This window comes from Flavobacterium laiguense, assembly GCF_003097655.1.
In the GTDB taxonomy this organism is placed as follows: Bacteria; Bacteroidota; Bacteroidia; order Flavobacteriales; family Flavobacteriaceae; genus Flavobacterium; species Flavobacterium laiguense.
The window spans coordinates 16,945-39,478 of sequence record NZ_QCZH01000009.1 but is presented as its reverse complement, the minus strand read 5'-3'; the positions used below and the strand labels follow the sequence as shown (position 1 = coordinate 39,478).

18 protein-coding genes and 1 tRNA gene are annotated in these 22,534 nt (G+C 33.4%); 10 read left to right on the top strand and 9 right to left on the bottom strand.

Annotation, left to right across the window (positions count from 1 at the left end):
* Positions 1–262: 262 nt before the first annotated feature.
* A complete protein-coding gene (locus tag DB891_RS09790) occupies positions 263–1,720 on the top strand; it encodes an FAD-dependent oxidoreductase (RefSeq protein ID WP_116763166.1) in 1,458 nt (485 codons plus the stop codon).
* Between the two features lie 83 nt (positions 1,721–1,803).
* Here DB891_RS09790 and DB891_RS09785 read toward each other — a convergent pair.
* A tRNA-Val gene (locus tag DB891_RS09785) sits at positions 1,804–1,878 on the bottom strand.
* Between the two features lie 216 nt (positions 1,879–2,094).
* Here DB891_RS09785 and DB891_RS09780 point away from each other — a divergent pair.
* On the top strand, positions 2,095–3,882 hold the full coding sequence (locus DB891_RS09780) for an ABC transporter ATP-binding protein (RefSeq protein ID WP_116763164.1): 1,788 nt from the start codon (positions 2,095–2,097) through the stop codon (positions 3,880–3,882).
* A gap of 74 nt (positions 3,883–3,956) precedes the next feature.
* Here DB891_RS09780 and DB891_RS09775 read toward each other — a convergent pair whose 3' ends face one another.
* Positions 3,957–5,126, bottom strand: a complete 1,170-nt coding sequence (locus DB891_RS09775; RefSeq protein WP_116763015.1) for a proline dehydrogenase family protein — start codon at positions 5,124–5,126, stop codon at positions 3,957–3,959.
* Between the two features lie 93 nt (positions 5,127–5,219).
* Between DB891_RS09775 and aroB the strand changes: the two genes are divergently transcribed.
* The 5 genes from aroB to recQ all read left to right on the top strand — a co-directional run bounded on the left by aroB (position 5,220) and on the right by recQ (position 11,663).
* Positions 5,220–6,287 (top strand): 3-dehydroquinate synthase, encoded by a 1,068-nt coding sequence (gene aroB / locus DB891_RS09770; RefSeq protein WP_116763162.1) that lies wholly within the window; start codon positions 5,220–5,222, stop codon positions 6,285–6,287.
* 292 nt (positions 6,288–6,579) lie between these two features.
* Positions 6,580–7,983, top strand: a complete 1,404-nt coding sequence (locus DB891_RS09760) for a type III PLP-dependent enzyme domain-containing protein (protein WP_116763011.1) — start codon at positions 6,580–6,582, stop codon at positions 7,981–7,983.
* 100 nt (positions 7,984–8,083) lie between these two features.
* Positions 8,084–9,055, top strand: coding sequence for a deoxyhypusine synthase family protein (locus DB891_RS09755; RefSeq protein ID WP_116763009.1), 972 nt, complete (start codon positions 8,084–8,086; stop codon positions 9,053–9,055).
* 9 nt (positions 9,056–9,064) lie between these two features.
* Positions 9,065–9,469 carry a DNA primase gene (locus tag DB891_RS17605; RefSeq protein WP_189337131.1) on the top strand — a complete coding sequence of 135 codons (405 nt, stop codon included), beginning with the start codon at positions 9,065–9,067 and terminating at the stop codon, positions 9,467–9,469.
* An 82-nt stretch (positions 9,470–9,551) separates the two neighbouring features.
* Positions 9,552–11,663 (top strand): DNA helicase RecQ, encoded by a 2,112-nt coding sequence (gene recQ, locus DB891_RS09745; RefSeq protein WP_116763007.1) that lies wholly within the window; start codon positions 9,552–9,554, stop codon positions 11,661–11,663.
* Positions 11,664–11,762: 99 nt separating this feature from the next.
* Here recQ and DB891_RS09740 read toward each other — a convergent pair whose 3' ends face one another.
* The 4 genes from DB891_RS09740 to DB891_RS09725 all read right to left on the bottom strand — a co-directional run bounded on the left by DB891_RS09740 (position 11,763) and on the right by DB891_RS09725 (position 16,837).
* Positions 11,763–12,278 (bottom strand): DinB family protein, encoded by a 516-nt coding sequence (locus DB891_RS09740; RefSeq protein WP_116763005.1) that lies wholly within the window; start codon positions 12,276–12,278, stop codon positions 11,763–11,765.
* Positions 12,279–12,447: 169 nt separating this feature from the next.
* On the bottom strand, positions 12,448–15,033 hold the full coding sequence (locus DB891_RS09735) for a phosphoenolpyruvate carboxylase (RefSeq protein WP_116763003.1): 2,586 nt from the start codon (positions 15,031–15,033) through the stop codon (positions 12,448–12,450).
* Positions 15,034–15,126: 93 nt separating this feature from the next.
* Positions 15,127–15,606: an Lrp/AsnC family transcriptional regulator gene (locus DB891_RS09730; protein WP_116763001.1), complete on the bottom strand. Its 480-nt coding sequence runs from the start codon at positions 15,604–15,606 to the stop codon at positions 15,127–15,129.
* 76 nt (positions 15,607–15,682) lie between these two features.
* Positions 15,683–16,837 (bottom strand): M14 family metallopeptidase, encoded by a 1,155-nt coding sequence (locus DB891_RS09725; RefSeq protein WP_116762999.1) that lies wholly within the window; start codon positions 16,835–16,837, stop codon positions 15,683–15,685.
* 310 nt (positions 16,838–17,147) lie between these two features.
* Here DB891_RS09725 and DB891_RS09720 point away from each other — a divergent pair, with 310 nt between their 5' ends.
* Positions 17,148–17,624 (top strand): helix-turn-helix transcriptional regulator, encoded by a 477-nt coding sequence (locus DB891_RS09720; RefSeq protein ID WP_116762997.1) that lies wholly within the window; start codon positions 17,148–17,150, stop codon positions 17,622–17,624.
* Between the two features lie 98 nt (positions 17,625–17,722).
* On the opposite strand, the gene DB891_RS09715 is transcribed toward DB891_RS09720, so the two are convergent.
* On the bottom strand, positions 17,723–18,277 hold the full coding sequence (locus tag DB891_RS09715) for a 1-acyl-sn-glycerol-3-phosphate acyltransferase (RefSeq protein ID WP_116762995.1): 555 nt from the start codon (positions 18,275–18,277) through the stop codon (positions 17,723–17,725).
* A gap of 62 nt (positions 18,278–18,339) precedes the next feature.
* Here DB891_RS09715 and DB891_RS09710 point away from each other — a divergent pair, with 62 nt between their 5' ends.
* Positions 18,340–19,005 carry a spermidine synthase gene (locus DB891_RS09710; protein WP_116762993.1) on the top strand — a complete coding sequence of 222 codons (666 nt, stop codon included), beginning with the start codon at positions 18,340–18,342 and terminating at the stop codon, positions 19,003–19,005.
* Positions 19,006–19,036: 31 nt separating this feature from the next.
* Positions 19,037–19,747: a potassium channel family protein gene (locus DB891_RS09705; RefSeq protein ID WP_116762991.1), complete on the top strand. Its 711-nt coding sequence runs from the start codon at positions 19,037–19,039 to the stop codon at positions 19,745–19,747.
* Here DB891_RS09705 and kdsB read toward each other — a convergent pair whose 3' ends face one another.
* Both kdsB and DB891_RS09695 read right to left on the bottom strand, forming a co-directional pair.
* Positions 19,748–20,473 (bottom strand): 3-deoxy-manno-octulosonate cytidylyltransferase, encoded by a 726-nt coding sequence (gene kdsB / locus DB891_RS09700; protein ID WP_116762989.1) that lies wholly within the window; start codon positions 20,471–20,473, stop codon positions 19,748–19,750.
* A gap of 143 nt (positions 20,474–20,616) precedes the next feature.
* Positions 20,617–22,038: an ATP-dependent DNA helicase gene (locus DB891_RS09695; RefSeq protein WP_116762987.1), complete on the bottom strand. Its 1,422-nt coding sequence runs from the start codon at positions 22,036–22,038 to the stop codon at positions 20,617–20,619.
* Positions 22,039–22,534 lie beyond the last annotated feature (496 nt).

Here is a 22,534-nt window from a genome sequence, read left to right as displayed (position 1 = left end):
AAACGTTTGTGTAAATTGCTAGCTCAGCTTTTGTTTGGAGTTTTATCCGAAAATTCTAAAGTAGTTTTGTACTGGTAATCTTTTGTCTTAAATTTGCGCAACTGCCAAAAGCAGCAAAACACAGAAAAATATAAATTTCTCACGTTAAATTATATAGAAGTAATAAAAGTCATAATCACTACTTACTTTTTAGGCCGATCATCAATTGTATAGGCTATTTTTTTTACAGAGGAGAGTCAAGATCAAGATAAATAAAGAGCAAGTGAAAAAAGGGAAAAATGAAGAAGGAAGCTGGACTATTTGTCAGGAATGTCAGGGACGCGGCAAAAAAAGCCGAGGACTTAGCGATAAAGCGCGACGCCACTACCAGATGGCATTGGATCAATTTGAAAAAACGAAAGGCGAAGGAATAGCTCCAGTTCGTCCTAAGGGACACCTACACTCATGCTTGAATTGCAGTGGATCTGGATTGCTTCATTCTGCTAGCCACCCTGTAGTGGATAAAGAAAATTATCCACACATTGCTATTATTGGTGGTGGTATAGGAGGAGTGGCTCTGGCTGTGGCTTGTTTGCATCGCGGGATCCCTTTTACCCTTTATGAACGCGATAACAACTTCGATGCTCGATCTCAGGGCTACGGACTCACTTTGCAACAAGCCAGTAAAGCGATCGAGGGATTGGGTGTTTTCTCGTTGGACGAAAGGGTGATTTCAACAAGGCACGTGGTTCATACTACAGATGGGAAAGTGATCGGTGAATGGGGAATCAGAAAATGGATGCAGTCAGATGTAAAAACGTCTTCGAAACGTACAAATATGCATATCTCACGGCAGTCTTTACGCTCAGCTCTACTTGAGCAACTCGGCGGACATGATGCAGTACAGTGGGGGCACCAATTAATAGATTTTGCGGCATGTGAGGGTGAAGGTGTTGACCTGAACTTTCTTGTAGACGGTAAGATTCAGCCCTTCAAGGCGGATCTTGTAGTTGGAGCCGATGGTATTCGCAGTTCGGTACGAAGGTTGCTGATTGGCGAGGATATTACTCCTTTACGTTACCTAGGTTGTATTGTGATATTGGGTATTTGTCCTTTGAGCGCTCTCAAAGGTCTTGATAGTTCTTTGCTGGACTCGGCCACTGTATTTCAAACCGCCAATGGTAATGAGCGGATCTACATAATGCCTTATACATCAGACTCGGTGATGTGGCAACTTAGCTTCCCAATGCCTGAAAATGAGGCTAAGGCGTTAAGTGCTCAAGGACCTCAAGCACTCAAGGAAGAAGCGTGTCGTAGAACTCAATGGCACGATCCTATTCCTCAGATTTTATCGACGACCCTGGAAGCTCAGATTTCTGGCTATCCCGTGTATGACCGAGAATTACTCAAGTTAGAATTATTGGAGAAAGGAGGGCAAGTGACTCTGATTGGAGATGCGGCTCACCCAATGAGTCCATTCAAAGGACAGGGGGCGAATCAAGCTCTACTAGATGCACTCACACTGGCTCGGGGGATCTCAAGAGGATGTAGAGCTGCATCTCAATGGAGAAAAGCCGGAGTGAGAGAAAGTGTATTAACTGAATTTGAATCAGAAATGTTAGAACGCTCTGCTTCTAAAGTTAAAGATTCAGCAGAGGCCGCACAGTTCCTACATTCCGAAATTGTACTTCATGAGGGTGATGAGCCGAGAGGAAGGTGTCTAAAGAAAAAAAACGTATAATCCACAGTTCCCGATATTAGCGCCATCGGGGAAAATTTCAGTTTACAGCAAAAAAAAACTCCTCAATTTCTTGAGAAGTTTTGTGGGCGATGAGGGGTTCGAACCCCCGACCCCCTCGGTGTAAACGAGGTGCTCTGAACCAGCTGAGCTAATCGCCCTATTTTTGCAGTTAAACAACTTTCGTTGTCGTCATTGCGTGTGCAAATATACAACTAGAACTCGTATTTGCAAGCATAAAAATGAAAAATATTCATAAAAAAACGAATAAATTTCTTTACAAACTCAGTAACAGCGGGTTACTACAAAAGGAAACAGCATTATTTTTTTGTTATAAGTTGGTTATAGCATTACATTTGTATGATAAACTAAAAATAATGGGGAGATTCAAAGAAAACGATTTACCAAAATCAAAAATTACGGCAAGTTCACTAAATAAAGCACTATTAATTTTCAAATATGCAGCACATCATAAATGGAAATTCTATGTTGGGCTAGTATTTTTATTGCTTACCAGCGTGACTGCCCTAGCCTTTCCTAAGTTTATGGGAATGCTTGTAGATTGCGTAAACAAAAAAGATGCTGGTTTAGCTAATGAAATTGCTTTGGGCTTGGGACTTGTACTATTATTACAATCCGTATTTTCATTTTTTAGACTTTCGCTGTTTGTCAATTTTACAGAAAACACCTTGGCAAATGTTCGGCTAGCATTGTATACCAACTTAGTCAAATTACCTATGACCTTTTTTTCGCATAAACGCGTTGGGGAATTAAATAGCCGAATCAGTAATGACATCACCCAGATTCAAGACACCTTAACTACTACTATATCCGAATTTCTAAGACAGTTTATATTGATTATAGGAAGCTTCATCATGCTGGCCAGTATCAATATTAAATTGACGATTATGATGGTTTCGGTAGTGCCGTTAGTTGGAGTTGCGGCTGTCATTTTTGGAAGGTTTATTCGAAAATACTCTAAAAAAGTACAAGATCAGGTAGCCGAAAGCCAGGTCGTAGTCGAAGAGACAATGCAGGGAATCAGTATCGTCAAGGCTTTTGCCAATGAATGGTATGAAATTGCGCGTTACAGAGACAGAATCAAAGAAGTGGTTGAAATTGGTATAAAAGGAGGGCAATTCAGAGGTTATTTTGCATCCTTTATTATTATATGTTTGTTTGGAACCATTGTTGCTGTTGTTTGGTATGGTGTACAATTGAGTATTGCAGGTGAAATCACGGTTGGTGAATTATTTACTTTTATCTTGTATTCAAGTTATGTAGGAGCTTCATCGGGAGGAATCGCCGAATTATATGCACAAATGCAAAAAGCAATTGGAGCCACTGAAAGAGTTTTCGAATTATTGGACGAAGTACCGGAAAAAATCGACTCAAGCGAACACATTCCTACTATAAATAAAATAAAAGGAGATGTAACCTTTAATAATGTTGCTTTTAGTTATCCTTCCCGAAAAGAAATTCAGGTTTTGAAAGGGATTAATTTCACAGCCAGTTTTGGTCAAAAAATAGCTATCGTAGGGCCTAGCGGAATGGGAAAATCAACCATTGCCTCTTTATTATTGCGTTTTTACGACATTAATAGCGGTGAGATTTTAATTGATGGAAAAAATATTTACGATTATGATTTAGAAAATCTTCGTGGGAATATGAGTATTGTACCGCAAGATGTAATCCTTTTTGGAGGAACCATAAAAGAAAATATAGCTTACGGTAAGCCCAACGCCACGGAGGAAGAAATTAACATAGCCGCCAAGCAAGCCAATGCCTACGACTTTATACAAGGTTTCCCAGAGAAATTTGAGACGATAGTTGGAGAAAGAGGAATTAAACTTTCTGGAGGACAAAGACAACGAATTGCGATAGCACGTGCCTTGTTGAAAAACCCATCGGTACTAATTCTGGACGAAGCAACTTCTTCATTGGACAGCGAAAGCGAGAAACTGGTTCAAGAAGCCCTAGAAATTTTGATGGAAGGAAGAACGAGTATCATTATCGCCCACCGTCTTTCTACGATTCGTTCTGCCGATCAAATTTTAGTACTTGATAACGGAAAAATCAGCGAACAAGGAACCCACCAGGAATTAATCAATTTAGAAAATGGGATGTATAAGAATTTGAGTAATTTACAGTTTAGTAATTCTTAGTTCTATTTTTTAAGAAAGAAAAAATCCATTTGTGAAAACAAATGGATTTTTTTATGAAAACTGAAAACTGCTCTCTACTTCCCTTTTCTTCTATTGCGTTCCGCTTTGATCATAGAAAGTTCGCGACTGGTTTGTCCTGCCACAGAAGTGTTTTCTTCAGCACGACGAATCAAGTACGGCATCACATCTTTTACAGGCCCAAATGGTAAATATTTGGCAATATTATACCCCTTTTCAGCCAAGTTGTAACTGATATTATCACTCATTCCGTATAATTGTCCAAACCAAATTCTATCATCATTCGATGGAATTCCTTTAGTTTTCATCAATTCCATCAATTTATAGGTACTCAATTCATTATGAGTTCCCGCAAAAATCGACATCTTGTCCAAATGCTCTACCATATATAGAACTGCTGCATCATAATTTACATCAGAAGCTTCTTTCGAAGCACATATTGGAGTTCGATATCCTTTCTCTACTGCACGGATATTTTCTTTTTCCATATAAGCACCACGAACCAATTTCATTCCAATAAAGAATCCTTCCGTTTTTGCTTGCTCATGTAATTTTTTCAAATAATCCAAACGATCCCAACGGTACATTTGCAAAGTATTAAATACGATTACTTTTTCTTTGTTGTATTTACGCATCATTTCGGTAACCAAATCATCGGCTGCATCTTGCATCCAGCTTTCTTCGGCGTCAATCAACAAGGCTACATTTTTTTTGTGTGCTTCGCTACAAACCAAATCAAAACGAGCCACCACCCTATCCCATTCAGATTGTTCCTCTGGAGTTAAGGCTTGTTTTTCGCCTATTTTCTCATATAAATCTAAACGACCTAAACCAGTAGGTTTAAAAACAGCAAACGGAATCGCTTTACGTTCTTTAGCAAACTCAATAGTTTTTAGTGTCATTTTAAGAGCAGCATCAAATTGATCTTCCTCTTCTTTGCCTTCTACAGAATAATCCAAAACAGAAGAAACTCCTTTCTTAAACATTTTATCTACAACCGAAAGACAATCATCTTCGTTTACTCCACCACAAAAATGGTCAAAAACAGTAGCGCGAATCAAGCTTTCAACTGGAAGGTTCGCTTTTAAAGCAAAATTTGTAACCGCTGTTCCGATTCGAACTAAAGGTTGATTGTTTATTAACTTGAAAAGAAAATAGGCTCTATCCAATTCTGTATCGCTTTTTAATGAAAACGCAACTTGAGTATTATTAAATATATTATCCATATTTTGTTATATTTTTTTATGCAAATATAAAGAGACTATGAATATTATTTACCAAAAAATACCTTATTTTGCGCTTTCAATTAAATAACAATGATGCAATCTATTCAAGCCAATAATTACCCTGTTCATTTCAATGAAACTGGGTATGAAAAACTAAACCAACATTTAAAAGAAAATAAATATTCAAACCTATTTATAATAGTTGACAGTAATACTAATGAACATTGTTTACCTAAATTGCTTCCTATATTAGAAACGGATTTGACAATAGAAATCATAGAATTTGAAGCTGGTGAAATCAATAAAAACATAGAGACTTGTATTCAGATATGGAATGTTTTAACGGAACTAGGTGCCGACAGAAAAACATTGATTATTAATATAGGTGGCGGTGTTGTAACTGACTTGGGAGGATTTGTCGCCTCTACTTTCAAAAGAGGAGTAGATTTTATTCACATCCCAACTACGTTATTATCTATGGTCGATGCATCGGTAGGTGGAAAAAATGGCGTAGATTTAGGGAATTTAAAAAACCAAATTGGTGTTATCAATACGCCTAAAATGGTTTTGATTGATACTAATTATTTAGAAACAGTTCCTCAAAATGAAATGCGTTCCGGTCTTGCCGAAATGCTAAAACACGGTTTAATCTTTGATAAAGGGTATTGGGAGCAATTTTTAGATTTAAAAGCGATTGATTTTGCCGATTTAGATCAGCTGATATATCGTTCTGTTGAAATTAAGAATGAAATTGTAATGCAAGATCCTACGGAGAAAAACATTAGAAAATCATTAAATTTTGGGCATACTTTAGGACATGCGATTGAAAGTTACTTTTTGGAAAATGAAAACAAGACTACTTTATTGCATGGAGAAGCTATTGCTGTTGGAATGATCTTGGAAAGCTATATTTCATTGCATAAAAATTTAATTACGGAAGCCGAATACAATCAAATAAAGTCGACTCTAAAGTCAATATACGATGATATTATTTTTGAAGAAAGCGATATTGAGCCAATCCTAGAATTGCTTATTCATGACAAAAAAAACGAATACGGAACGATTCAATTTGCATTGATTGAAGGCATCGGAAAAATCAAAATCAATCAATCGGTTGAAAACGAATTAATTCTAAGCGCATTTGAAGATTACAAATCTTAGTTTTTTTTTAATAAAAAGCATTGCATTACGTCTATATTATTTTTTACATTTGCCCTAATGAATAAGAATCAAAATACCACTAATTTTTCTACCAAAAGAAACGGAAACAATAGGTCCTTTTTAAGGCTATTGAAGCGTTTCTATGGCATAAAAGGAAATTTTAGTTTTGATCTTTTTCAATATTTCAAAGCCGATTACGAGAAGCTACAAATTATTTACGCAAACATTAGGGTTTGATTTTATGTTAATTCTATTTCAAAAAATAAAATTAATATAAAAACATACATTTACGATGAATACAAAATATTCAGATTTAATAAATCAAACCTATTACTTCCCTCAAGAAGAATTCAAATTAAATAAAGATAATCTTCAGTTTCACAATATTGATTTGATGAAACTGGTGGAAACTTACGGAACACCATTAAAATTCACCTATTTACCTCAAATTTCAAACAACATCAACAAAGCCAAAGCTTGGTTTCGTAAATCGATGGAAAAAAACAAATATGAGGCTAAATATTACTACTGTTATTGTACTAAAAGTTCTCATTTTGAATACGTAATGAATGAAGCGTTCAAGAATAACATTCACATTGAAACTTCATCAGCTTTTGACATTAATATTGTAGAAAATTTATTAGAAAAAGGCAAGATTAATAAAAGCACTTATATTATATGTAATGGTTTCAAAAGAGATCAGTACATTGATAATATTGCACGATTAGTCAATAATGGACATAAGAATACGATTCCAATTATTGATAATTACGAGGAATTGGATTTGTTGCAATCTCAAATAAAAGGAAAATTCAAAATTGGAATTCGAATTGCAGCTGAAGAGGAACCAAAATTTGAGTTTTATACTTCTAGATTAGGAATTGGATATAAAAATATCGTTCCTTTTTACAAGAAAGAAATAAAAGAAAATAAGAAGTTGGAACTTAAAATGTTACACTTTTTTATTAATACCGGTATCAATGACAATGCTTACTACTGGAATGAACTTGTAAAATGTATCAAGGTATATGTAGCTTTGAAAAAGGAATGCCCTACCCTTGATGGTTTGAATATTGGTGGTGGTTTCCCTATCAAAAATTCATTGGCATTTGAATACGATTACCAATACATGATTGATGAAATTATCAATCAAATCAAGATTGCCTGTGACGAAGCGGAAGTTGATGTCCCTAATATTTTTACCGAGTTTGGTTCATTTACCGTTGGAGAAAGCGGTGGTGCAATTTATCAAGTGTTGTATCAGAAGCAACAAAATGACAGGGAAAAATGGAATATGATTGATTCTTCTTTCATAACGACATTACCAGATACTTGGGCTATAAATAAGCGTTTTATCATGTTGGCAATCAATAGATGGAATGAAACTTATGAAAGAGTTTTATTGGGCGGAATGACCTGTGATAGTGATGATTACTACAACTCCGAGCAAAATATGAACGCCATTTATTTACCCAAATACAACAAAGAAAAACCATTATATTTAGGATTTTTCAATACTGGGGCCTATCAGGAAACTATAGGAGGATATGGTGGTTTACATCACTGTTTGATTCCGCAACCCAAACATATTTTAATAGACAGAGACGAAAATGGCATTCTTGCCACCGAAGTATTTTCTGAGCAACAAACCGCTGAGGATGTACTAAAAATATTAGGTTATAATAAGAATCAATAAAAATTGTGATTTAAGAAATTTGATGTTTATAAATTCCTTTTATTTGTAAACACAAATCTCAAAAAAACCTTTTAAACATTAAATAAAAAACGAAAAGAAAATGAGTAAAGGACCAATCAGTCAGTTTATTGAAAAGCATTATTTGCATTTCAATTCTGCATCTTTAGTTGACGCTGCAAAAGCTTATGAACAGCAATTAGCCAATGGTGCAAAAATGATGGTAAGTATGGCAGGTGCAATGAGTACCGCCGAAATTGGAAAGATTTTTGCCGAAATAATTCGCCAAGATAAAGTTCAAATTATTTCTTGTACAGGAGCCAATCTTGAAGAAGACATAATGAATTTAGTAGCACATTCACATTACGAAAGAGTTCCAAATTACCGTGATTTGACTCCACAAGATGAATGGGATTTATTAGAAAGAGGATTAAATAGAGTTACCGATACTTGTATTCCAGAGCACGAAGCATTTCGTCGTCTTCAAAAACACATTTATAAAATTTGGAAAGATGCTGATGACAAAGGAGAAAGATATTTTCCTCATGAGTTCATGTATAAAATGCTACTTTCGGGTGTCTTGGAAGAATATTATGAAATTGACCTAAAAGACAGTTGGATGTATGCAGCTGCTGAGAAAAATTTACCTATTATTGTACCAGGATGGGAAGATAGTACTATGGGTAATATTTTTGCATCTTATGTTATTAAAGGAGAATTGAAAGCATCAACAATGAAATCGGGTATCGAATACATGGTTTACTTGTCTGATTGGTATCCTAAAAATAGTGCTAACGGTATTGGTTTTTTCCAAATTGGTGGTGGTATTGCTGGAGATTTTCCAATATGCGTGGTGCCGATGTTGTACCAAGATATGGAAATGCATGATATTCCGTTTTGGAGTTATTTCTGCCAAATTTCAGATTCAACAACCAGTTACGGTTCTTATTCTGGAGCAGTTCCTAATGAAAAAATTACTTGGGGTAAATTGGATATAAAAACACCAAAATTCATTATTGAGTCTGACGCTACGATTGTAGCTCCATTAATTTTTGCTTATTTGTTAGATTTATAATAATTATTTATGAAAAGAGTAATAGTTGATTACGCCAAACTGACCAACGAAATTTTAAATCTTTTGGTCGAAAAATTTCCTGATGGTTATGATGATTCCGATATCATACGATTTAGAAATGCCAAAAATGAATTGATCGAGGCTGTTGAAGTTAAAACAATAGATACCATATATTTAGTAAAAGTAAGTACTAAGTTGGCTGATAGAATTGGTAATTACGATGAAGATGATGAAATTGATGATGTTGTTGAACCAATAAGCGGTCTTGAACTAGATGTTGACGATGCAGACGACGACGATGATGAAGATGAAGATGAAAATCTTGACAAACCAGATGTTGATGGAGATGATGACGATGAAGATTCAGATAAAAATGACGTTGCAGACGACGATGATGACGATGACGAAGAGTAATTATACTTTTTAAAATAAATTAAAGGAACTCAAATTTGGGTTCCTTTTTTTATTAGATTTATAAAATAAAATATACGCCAAAATGACTACAGAAATTCTACACGCCAAACTCAAAGAAAATTTCGGGTTTGAAAAATTCAGACCCAATCAAGAAGACATTATCAATTGCATCCTTTCTGGACAGGATACCTTGGCAATTATGCCAACCGGTGGTGGGAAATCAATATGTTTTCAGCTTCCCGCATTAGTATTGCCTGGAATAACCATTGTGATTTCACCGCTTATCGCTCTGATGAAAGATCAGGTTGATAGCTTAAAAGCCAATGGAATAGCTGCTTGTTACATCAACAGTTCCCAGTCCAGTGAAGAACAGCAACTGCATATTCAAAACTTAAAAGACAACAAAGTTAAATTGGTTTATGTTGCTCCTGAGAGTTTATCCTATCTTGAAAATGCCTTCAGTCAAATAACTGTTAGTCTCATTGCTATTGATGAAGCCCATTGTATTTCGGCTTGGGGACATGACTTTAGACCAGCCTATACCAATTTGGGATACCTAAAAAACCGCTTCCCTTCTACTCCAATCTTGGCTTTGACTGCGACTGCCGATAAAGCAACGCGTACCGACATCAGCGATCAGTTGAACTTGATAAACCCCAAAATATTTGTTGCCTCTTTTGATAGAAAAAATTTAAGCTTAGAGGTAAGACCCGCTTTAGATCGAGTGAAGCAAATTATAGATTTCATCAAAGACAAGCCCAATGAATGCGGAATTGTCTATTGTCTAAGTCGTAAAACTACGGAAGAACTGGCTGAAAAATTACAAAAAATTGGAATCAAAGCGAAAGCCTATCACGCAGGCTTAGACAATAAAATTAGATCTAAAACACAAGATGAATTTATAAATGATGATTGTCAGGTGGTTTGCGCCACGATTGCTTTTGGTATGGGAATCGACAAATCGAATGTGCGTTGGGTAATTCACTATAATCTACCCAAAAACATAGAAGGCTATTACCAAGAAATTGGTCGTGCCGGTCGAGATGGTTTACCGTCAGAAACCGTTTTGTTCGAAAGTTATGGTGATGTAATTCAATTGCAAAAATTCGCATCCGAAGGTTTGAATGCCGAGGTACAATTGGCCAAACTAGAAAGAATGAAACAGTATGCAGATGCCTTAAGCTGTCGCAGAAAAATATTACTCTCCTATTTTGGAGAATTGGTTACCGAGAATTGTGGAAATTGTGATATTTGTAAAAACCCACCCGCTTTTTTTGACGGTACCATCATTGCCCAAAAAGCATTATCAGCTGTAATGCGTTTGCAAGAATCGGAAGCTTTGCCCGTAATTGTTGATTTTTTGAGAGGTTCAAAAAGTGCTTCTATTTATGATAAAGGCTATCAAAATTTAAAAACCTATAGTGTTGGAGCGGATATTTCTTGGCACGATTGGAATCAGTATATCATTCAACTTATTAATTTGGGTTATTGCGAAATTGCTTTTCATCAGCAAAATAAAATTAAATTAACCGCTTTCGCCAAAAAAGTGTTGTTCGAGGGCGAAAAAGTTCAATTGACAACTGTACTCAAATTTAATGCTGAAAAATCTGAAATCAGTCAAGCTAAAACTAAAAGTAGTGCCAATTCACTTTTTGAAACACTCAGAAAACTACGTTCCGAAATCGCTAAAGAAGAAGAAGTTCCAGCTTATATCATTTTTAATGATGCCACTCTGAAACAAATGGAAATCCAAAGACCCATGAGTGACGATGAATTCCTAGCAATTGATGGAGTTGGTAAAGCCAAGCTTGAAAAATATGGCGATTCTTTTATTAAAACAATCATTGAATTTCAAAAGAACAAAGTAGTTCGGAAGAAAAAAGAAGGAAGCACTTATAAAGAAACGTTGGAATTATTTCAAAGCGGACTGACCGTTGAAGAAATTTCGTTAAAAAGAAAATTGGGAGTAACTACCATAACTTCACATTTGGCAAAACTATATCTAGATGGACATCCGATCGATTTGAGTGTTTATATCACTGAAGCAGAAATTTCAAAAATTGCAGAAGCCAAAATTAAATTAGAATCTCCAAATGCGCTTAAGCCCTATTTTGAATTCTTTGAGGAGCAGATTCCTTATGACAAAATAAGAATTGGTTTGGCTTTGATAGAAAAAGAGAATGTGGCAATTTAATAATAAAAGGCATCACCTAATAAGTGATGCCTTTTACGAATTTCGCCAATACAATGCTTTTGAACAAGTTGAAAATTTGGTCAACATGCTTCAAATGATCTACAAATATCTTTCTTGAAAAACTTTTTGATGATGCTTTTGGTGTCCGATAATAATGAACCCAATGGCACGAACAGAAACTTCTTGTCCAGAAGCAATTCCAATTCTTGTCAATTGTTCATCAGAAAAACTTTTAAAAAGCAACAAACTAGAATGTCTTACCGCAGAAAATTCAGTTAATAAATCCTGAATACTTCTACCGTTAGCATTTGTATTATCCACATAATCATTTTCTTCAAAACCAGGTAATGGCGTTTTATCATTTCTTGATATGCGCAAAGCACGATAACTAAAAACACGTTCGGCATCAATAAGATGCTGAATAATATCTTTGATCGTCCATTTTCCTTCGGCATAACGAAAATCAAATTTATCCATTGGAATGTTTTGCACAAATTTTATAAAGTCATGCAAACAAATTTCTAATTCTTCAATCAATTCAACATTCTCAATAGCTTTTATATAAGTAGCATAAAAACTCGCATATTCATTAACGGGTAATTGGTTTGAGTTCATAAATTTATTTTTTAAAATTGAATTGTTTAATTTTTAAAACCTCCAACAGAACAAATTGTAAATTCAAAAATTTAACCATTAAGATATTAAGGAATTTAAGCATTGAGTCTAAATGAAACTTAATTTCTTAATGGTTTATAAAATTGAATTGATATTTTCGATGTCTACTTTATGCCGAATTTCTGCTGGCATTTGTATTTCCAAAAAGAGAACGAGTTACGATTTTTTCATATACTTTTATTAATTCTAAATCAGGATTTTTCTCCTTGTTTAATTCATTAATCTTCAATAAAGCATATTGTTGTATCGTTAACAAAGGCAATACAATACGCTCTCTAATTTGAATAGATGCTTTACCATCAGGATAGTTTTCCATTAATTCAGTATGTCCCGCAATTTTTAATAATAATCTTTTGGTTTCCAAAAATTCATCATAGATAATTTGCCAAAAAGCACCAAATTCTGGATCCTTACTCATATAGGCTGTCAAAGGGAAAAATGATTTAGCCAATGACATCATACTGTTTTCTAAAAGCGTTTTAAAAAATAAGGATCCATTATATAGATCTTGAACTTTATCCCATTGATCGGTATCTTCAAAATGCTTCAAGGCTGAACCTACTCCAAAAAATCCTGGTACATTTTGTTTAAGCTGACTCCAAGAGCCCACAAAAGGAATCGCACGCAAATCTGCAAAATCTAAAGTTTCAGATTTGCTTCTTTTTGAAGGACGACTTCCAATATTCGTTTTAGCATAATATTTCAAAGTACTCATTTGCTCTAAGTACGGAATGAATTTAGGATGATTCTTAAAACTCAAATATTTGTCATACCCTAAACCTGCCAGTTGATCCAGAATTTCTTTTTCATTGGTAGACAATTCATTTTGGCCTTTATTAAAAACCTGATTCGCCACACCTGCGCTCAAAAGATTCTCTAAATTATAACGACAAGAATCTAATGTCCCGAAATTAGAACTAATAGTTTGCCCTTGAACGGTAATTTGAATTTCATTGTTTTCAATATTTGGACCTAATGATGCGTAAAATTTATGTGTTTTTCCACCACCACGAGCAGGAGGCCCACCACGTCCGTCAAAGAAAATAGCGTTAATACCGTATTTTCTTGACATGGAAGTCAATTCTTCTTTTGCTTTGTAAATACTCCAATTCGCCATCAAATAACCTCCATCTTTTGTACCGTCAGAAAAACCAAGCATAATAGTTTGCTTTTTATTTCTGCTTTCCAAATGTTTGGCATATTCTGGATTGGTGTACAATTTCTCCATGATTATGTGGGCATTTTGCAAATCATCTACAGATTCAAAAAGCGGGATTATATCCACCGTTGCATGCTCCCAATTACTCAAACGAAATAATGCAAAAGTTTCCATCACATTCAAGGCACTTTCATTATTACTGATGATATAACGATTGGCTCCAAATTCCCCGTTTTTCTCTTGTATGGTTTTAATGGCTTGTATCGATCCTAAAGTAGATTTTGTCATTTCGTTATCAAAATCATTTAAATCTAAATCCCCTTTTACATTAGACAGAACTTCAAATTTTTCTGCTTCTGTTAATTGAAAATAGTTTGCAGGAAAAGCATTTGAGCCTGATTTTAAATGATAGTCTACAATATCACTAAAAACGGCATCATGAATTTTGCTGTTTTGACGAATGTCTAGAGAGGCAAAATGAAAACCAAATAAATTCAATCGAATAAGTAAGGCATCAATTTTATCTAAATACAAAGATTGATGTTGTTCAATTATAATTGTTTTTATTTTAGTTAATTGCAATTTAAATTCTTCCAATGTAATATAGATTTCACCTCGAGAATAAAAAACAGAACGGTAAAGCTTTTGTTCCAATTCAGCAACCAAAACATCTACTCCAGAAAATGTTAGCTTTCTTTTTAAATTTCTAATTTCAATATAATAACACTTTAAAATTGAAGTTCGAAGACGTTCTGCTACTTTTAAAGTAATTTCCGTTGTAACAAAAGGGTTTCCATCACGATCTCCACCTGGCCAAAAACCAAGTTTAATTAAAGGGTTTTTGATTGAATTTCCCTCAAAAATATTCTTTTGAAGATAATGTACCATTTCTCCAGAAGTGTTATAAAACACATTTTCCAAGTACCATATCAAACTTACTGCTTCATCAAAAGGATTCGGTTTCTCATTTTGGATAAATGGAGTTTTTCCTAACTGTGCTAAGGATTGTTTAATATCCAAAAGGTTATTTTTTCGAATTGCCTCAGTCAAATCATTAATAATACCCAAAACAGCTCCAGGATAAAATTGTGTTGGGTGTGCCGTAAGAACCGTACGAACATTAAAGTTTTCTAAAAAATCAATTAACTCTTCTTTATTATCCCTGGCGTCTGATTTTTCTTTGATATCACGAAGAGAACCTCTTCCCTCCATATTATTCACAATTGGAAAAGCAGCGTCTTCGATAGCATCAAACAAAACAATTTGACGCTCGATATATTGGATAAAATGAAACATTAAAGTGATTTTATCCTTTTCGGAAGTGCTGTGCATATATTTTTTAGAAAAGAAATCAACTATTTCTTTCGGAGTCTCTTGTTTCTTAAAACCATTATCACAAACATCTGTAAATATAGGCAACAATACACCAGTATTATCAATGGAGTCAAAAGGTAAAGTAATAAATACACTGTTGTAAATGTGGTATTTTGAGAGAACGTCTTGGTTAAAACGTTCGATTTTAGGAAGCGTGTACATAAAATAATATCGGTTAAAATTGGTTAATTTGGCATAAAAAAACCCCAAGAATAGACTTGAGGTTATATTTATAATATAGCATTCAAGAATTTGTTACATTTCTTTAAAAATTGTGTGCATCAAACGCTTTTTATCATTGATGCTTTCTTCTAACGAAATCATAGTTTCCGTTCTGTACACTCCTTCAATGTCATCAATCATAAAGATTACATCTTTAGCGTGCTTCGTATCTTTTGCTCTAATCTTGCAAAAAATATTAAATTTACCTGTAGTTACTGAAGCTACAGTTACATAAGGAATTTCATTTATGCGCTCCAAAACAAACTTCGTTTGAGAGGTATTATTAAGAAAAACTCCTACATAAGCGATAAAAGAATAGCCCAATTTATCATAATCAAGAACCAATGAAGATCCCATGATTATACCAGCATCTTCCATTTTTTTCACCCTAACATGGACAGTTCCAGCAGAAATCAATAATTTTTTGGCAATGTCGGTAAACGGAACTCTTGTGTTGTCAATCAACATATCTAATATCTGGTGATCTACTTCATCTAAACGGAACTTACTCATAATTCTTTAATTATACGGTTATTTTCTAATAGAAAGACTAAATTTATGCATAAAAATCAAATAAATGCTAAAAAAATTACTTTTTTAATAACCCATTAACAAAACGCAAATTGTCATTTAAATAAAAGTTTGCTTTTTGATTTATCTTAGGTAAATTGGTAGCATCATCTTTATAAAATGCTTCTTTAGCATCGTACTCATAATGACCAAAATAATTTTCTAAATCACCTACTTCAATTATGTAAGCATTAAAACAAATTTGACCTTCTATTAATTCTTCTCTATATTGAGCAGCAAAATTCGTGATTATTTCAATACCATCATAATTTATTTTGACATTTTTATATATAAAATCATAAAAAACGACTTTATTCTGCGGAATATTTAAATATTTATCAATTCCATTGCTAACTACATCGTTTTCGCTGAGTATCATAAAACTCGAAACCAAAGCCATAAATGTGAATTTTCTTGTTTCCTCTCTCAAATAATCATCTTGAAAATGCCCAGCTTCAAATAATAATGTTGGGACTCCAAGATATTGAAAAGTATCTCCAATACAATTAATATTAAATGAATCGTCAAATCGACCTACTTGACCCGGTAGGTATTGTTGCAAAATGTCATTTATTCCCGCAATTAAATTAATAGCTTGCAATCTAGATGCATTTACCTCCCTTTCTTCATTATAGGATGGTGCCAAAAAAGATATGGTTGCAGGTTTTCCAGTATCTGAAACTCCAAAAATAGTACGCTGATCATGCAGATTAAAACAATAATGAGGCTTAAATTCCTCAAAAGTGGCTCTTAACACTTTGCTTTCTGGTTGAGTTAGGTTTTGAGAATCACGATTCAAATCAACATCGTTAGCATTGGCGCGTGTATACAATTTTGCCCCATCAGGATTTAACATAGGAATACAATAAAAGGTAAAAGCACCTAATAATTGCTTCGCTAGATCCGTTTCACTATTCAATAGATTTATAAAGTCAAAAAGCGCTTTCGTAGTTGTACTTTCATTCCCGTGCATTTGAGACCAAAGAAAAATTTTAGTCTTTCCGGTTCCAACTTGATAGCTATAAATAGGTGCTCCCAAAACGGATTCTCCAATAACTTTGACATCCTTTTTTATATTATTTCTTTCCAATAAAGGGCTTATTGAATCTAAAGTAAGATAGCGTCCATTGATTAAATTTTCTTTGTTCTGAATAAATAATTGTTCCAAATTCATATTACAATGTTTAATTTACAAAAGTAAACATCTTTATATTTACAATTGTAAATATTTTAAATTTGCTTTTATTTAAGTTTGTAAACACTCCTTTAGTCCTTTAAATTACAAAGAAAAACAAAATTTAAAACAAAATATAATCTTGTCAAGACACATCGTAAATATCATTAAATAAATAGATTACAATAGCCAACCTAATGTGTTAGTAGATGTAAATAAGGATGTTTTTAATGTTTTACCATTGTAAATTAGGTCATGTATTTCGTTTTGATTACATTTGTAAATAACCCGATTTAAATCATAATTCACAATGGTAAACACGGATGAATTTATAAAAAGACTTGAGATTATCTTAGACTATTTTAGTCTAAATGCTTCTTCTTTTTCCGATAAAATTGGAGTACAACGATCTAGCATGTCCCACCTCCTTTCGGGTAGAAATAAACCTAGTTTAGATTTTATTCTTAAAATAATTGACATTTTTCCAGAGGTAGATTTATACTGGATATTAAAAGGTGTTGGTTCGTTTCCTAAAATAAACGAAGTCCCCCTTTCAAAAAAAGATTTTATTTCTGAAGATTTGAAAAGTAGTACCGCTACCCCATCCAATTCGGAAACTTTACCATTGGATTTATTTTCAGAAATTAAAAACCCAATAGTAACTAATTCTGTTGAAACTCAAAAAGCAGAAAACACAAATCTTTCTAATACATCTCATTCTGATGATTTAGAAAAAATTGTGTTTTTATATAAAAATGGAACTTTTAAGGTTTATTCCCCAAATTAATATTGAAGTACTTGTTTCTTGAATTTTAAAAATTCGGGACTTTATGTTATTCTTTTTGTTTTATCCAATTCTCAGGATGGTAATAGCAAACTAAAATTTTATTTTATTTGGAATCCCTTTTCAGGAAATTTCCCTGTTACTCCAATAAAATGAGTCATCAAAAGAGCTAAGTCGGAATCTATATTTCCTGACGGAATTACCGGCTTTCCAAAACCAATCGTTTTTTTTCCAAAGTCTAAGGCAACCGTAATTATAGGCACTTTAGCTTTAAGAGCTATATAATAAAATCCAGTTTTGAGTTCTTCTACTTTTTTACGGGTTCCCTCCGGTGCTAATCCCAAACGGAATGTTTCTTTTGAATCAAAAATTGCGGCAATAGAATCTACTTTATTTAAGCCTCCTGTACGATCCAGTGGAGCCCCTCCCAAATATTTGAAAAACCATCCGAATGGGAAACCAAACAATTCTTTTTTTCCAACCCAATTGATATCAATACCCGTTGCTCCTCTGCAAATTATGGCGATATAAAAATCATGCCAGCTGGTGTGCGGCATCACTATTAAAACACATTTTTTAATTTTCTCATCAAAATCTCCTTCTATTTTCCACCCCATAAGGTTAAAAAATATCCATTTGTAGATTTGTTTCTTCATTAACTTTCAATTTTGCGCAAAATAAATAATTTATATCTTATTTTTGATAAAAACTCAAACTAATGTTAAAAAAACTGTTTAGTTATCTTATCCCTATAAAAATATTTAAAGTAAATTCATCCTTAAGTAAAACCATAGAAGTAACTTGGGCAAATGGAGAGTTGGTTTTAGATTCAGAAAACACCAATTATTCCTACGGCAGTTTGCAACGTATTTTAAGAAAAGGATTAAAATATATTGGATTTGAAATAATAGCAAAGATGGAAAATGTCTTAGTCTTGGGAGTTGCTGGAGGAAGCGTGATTAAAACTTTGGTTGAGGAGATTAATTTTAAAGGTAAAATTACGGGAGTAGAAATTGATTCTGAAATTATAACAATTGCAAATGAATATTTTAAACTCAATGAAATTCAAAATTTGGAAATCGTAATTGACGACGCTTTTGAATTCGTTTTGAAAACAAAAGATCGATACGACTTAATAATTATAGATATTTTTCAAGATACAACAATGCCCAATTTTCTATTTGAACAGTTTTTTGTAAGTCGTATTTGTTTTTTATTAAAAAGTAAAGGAATTGTACTTTTTAATACAATGTGTTTAACAGCTGCCCATAATTTCCGGAACAAAAAATATATTGAAGAATTTAATGACAATCAATACCAAATTCAATCAATTCCTCGAATTGAAATGCATAATGAATTGATTGTTATTAAAAAAAAAGCATAAAAAAATTTAAATCAAAAAAGAAAGCATATCAATGAAATCAATTCTAAAGAAATTATTGTTAGGTAAAATTTCTAATCTAGAAAGACCTAAATACAATCCTATACAAAAAAGGATTCAAAATATTAGATCGATTTGGAATAATGATCACCAAGATGACAATGGTATTGAGAAAATTATTCGTTTATTTCTTTCTTCTTCACAATTGCTTTTTCCGGGAATCTATCTCAAATTTCTAGCTAATAAAAAGGGAGTTGAATATGAAGATTTAGCTTTAGACTTTTATGTTTTACTCAAAGTGGCATTTCCAACACTTATTTTAATGAACCATTGGCAAAACAATACTTGGCTCGTTTGGGTTCTTTTTTATGTGTTTTTAGAAACTGTTTTGTATATCCCAACATTAATTTTTGCTTCTGATTCATTCTCTAAACCTCGGTCATATAAACGATCTATGCTTTTGCTTTTCTTTAATTATTTAGAAATTTCCTTTACGTATGCGGTCTTTTATTCCTGTGATAGTTATTTAAACAAACCTTTTACCCATTGGTTTGACGCTGTGTATTTTAGCATAATAACCTCTTCTTCTATTGGTTACGGCGATTATTTCCCTGTTACCACAATTGGAAAATTTTTAGTTAGCACCCAAGCTTTACTTTTCTTATTTTTTATTGTCTTGTTTTTAAATTTCTTCTCTACCAAAATAAAATCAAAAGGTTATTTTGATCATAAAAATCAAGATTAATTACAACATTTTCCTCGCTTTTTCTAGATCCTCAATAGTATCAATTCCGATACCAACATGAGTGGTTTCAACCATTTTGATGCGTTTCCCAAATTCCAGGTAGCGCAATTGCTCTAGTTTTTCGGATGCTTCCAAAGATTTCATGGGTAAATTATAAAAATCCAGTAAGGCTTGTTTTCTAAAGGCGTAAATACCAATATGCTGCATGTATCGAACTCCTACATTTTTCTCTCTAGGATACGGAATCACTGAACGTGAAAAATATAAGGCAAACCCGTTTTGATCGACCACCACTTTTACATTATTAGGATTATTGATTTCCTCTTCGTTTGTTATTTCACGCATCAAAGAAGCCAAATCGACCTGTTGAGTCAAGTCGTTCTTAAAAACTTCAATAACTTTTGCCAAAGGTTCCTTGTCTATAAAGGGTTCGTCTCCCTGCACATTGATCACAATATCCACATCCAGATTTTCTACCGCTTCAGCAATACGGTCACTCCCCGATTCGTGTTCCTTGATGCTTCGAATGGCTTTTCCTCCATTAGAAACAATTTCATTATAAATTAAATCGGAATCTGTTACCACAAAAACATCATCAAATAATTGCGTATTTATGGCGGCTTCATAGGTTCTTAAAATAACGGTTTTACCTCCTAAATCTTGCATGAGTTTTGCTGGAAATCGTGTAGAAGCGTAACGGGCTGGAATGACTGCTATTATTTTCATTTTTTATTGTTATTTTTCTAAAGGTATTAATTTTCGAATTTCGCAGCGCTGTTGCTGTGAGTCGATTTAATTTTGTTTCTAATTTAGGATATTTTTTAAAAAAAAATAATTAAAAAAAGGGTGCTAAATTCATGGCTAAAAAATCATTCCACAAAACTTTCATCCTTAAAACCTATCAAATATAATTTATTTTTGGCACGTGTCATAGCAGTGTATAACCATCTAATGTAATCTCTGTCGATTCCATTTGGCAGATACGGTTGTTCTATAAAAACCGTATTCCACTGCCCTCCTTGTGATTTATGACAAGTTATTGCATAGGAGAATTTAACTTGCAAGCCATTAAAATACTCGTTGGCTTTTACTTTCTGGAATTGTTTGAACTTGGTTTCCCCTTCATAATCTTTCAATACTTCCTGATACAATCTGTTGGATTCCTCATACGTTAGCGATGGCGATTCACTTTTTATAGTATCCATTAAAAGTACGGTTTCAAAGGGTTTCTGATCGGGATAATCAATCATTCGAATTTTTACATTGGCAAATTTAAAACCGTATAATTCTTTGATATTGAATATTTCCAAGACTTCAATAATATCACCATTGGCAATAAATCCAGCTTCATCCGAATCTTTTAACCAAAAATAATTGTTCTTCACGACCATCAAAAAATCGCCTGTTGACAGTTCGCTTTCTTTGTCGAGAATTTTGGTTCGGATTTGCTCATTATATTGGTTGGCTCTTTTATTCGACCGAACGATAAAAGCCGTGTCTTCAATACTGTAATTACTGTAAGCCGAATTGATAGCATCCTGAATGTCATATCCATCGGTCAAACGTACAATATCCTTGAATTTTCGAACATCAAATTTGAATTCGGTTATAAAAGAATCTTTCAATAATTCCCGTAATTCGGTGGCATTATGTAAAATTCCAGAACTTTCTTCCTGACGCATCACTTCATCAAGTTCGATATAATCGACTTCTTTATTGTAATTTAAACTTAATGTTTGAATGTCTAATGCGGGGCTGACATCTAGATTTACAGGAGGCAATTGAGCCGTATCTCCCAATAAAATCATTTTGCAATTGGTTCCCGAATATACATACGAAATCAAATCATCGAGCAAAGAACCGTTTTCATACAATTTAGAATCCGAATTCGTGTCTGAAATCATCGAGGCTTCATCGACTATAAAAATGGTGTTTTTGTGTTTGTTTTGCTGTAAAGTAAATGAAACACCGCCACCGGAAGATTTCTTGGGAAAATAGATTTTTTTATGAATCGTAAAAGCTGGTTTTTCAGAATAATTGGCAATTACTTTGGCTGCGCGTCCTGTTGGAGCCAGCAAAACATATTTTTTATTAATTTCCAATAAACTGTTTACAATCGTAGAAATAACAGTTGTTTTTCCCGTTCCCGCATATCCTTTTAGTACAAAAATGGTGTCATTCTCCTTTTCGGTCAAAAAAATGGCTATTTTTTGAAAAAATATGTCCTGCTTGTAGGTCGGTTGAAAAGGAAATTTTTTCTGTAGAAGACTATAAAATAGGGAGGAATTCATGAAGTGTAATTTGATGACAAAGTAAAGCAATATCAATGGCAATATCAATTTCAATTTCAAAAATCAATTTCAAGGGCAATTTCAAAAACAATTGGAACACTAATTTTAATATTTAATGGCAAAACTCAAAGACAATTGTAAAAATCAATAACAATTAGAATTCCAATTTTAAAATTGAAAAAATCATTCTAAGTAATGCGAATAATTTAATGATGCATTTTGTTTTTTCGCTACTGAAAATGAGGATTGTTTTTTACAGTCAATAAAAATCCGTATAATCCGCCAAGGGCGGTTAAATCCGAGTTTCTTTTCAACGCAAAATTAAAATCTGTTTTTATCAGTGTCTTCGCTTTAGCGAACCCGTGTCATCCGCGTTCCATCGAAATTACATCATACGACAACAAATTGTTCCGTTTACTTATTGCATTTGCTTGCTTTTTTTTATTGCCATTGGCATTGAAATTGATATTGCCCTTGATATTGCCATTGCCTTTTT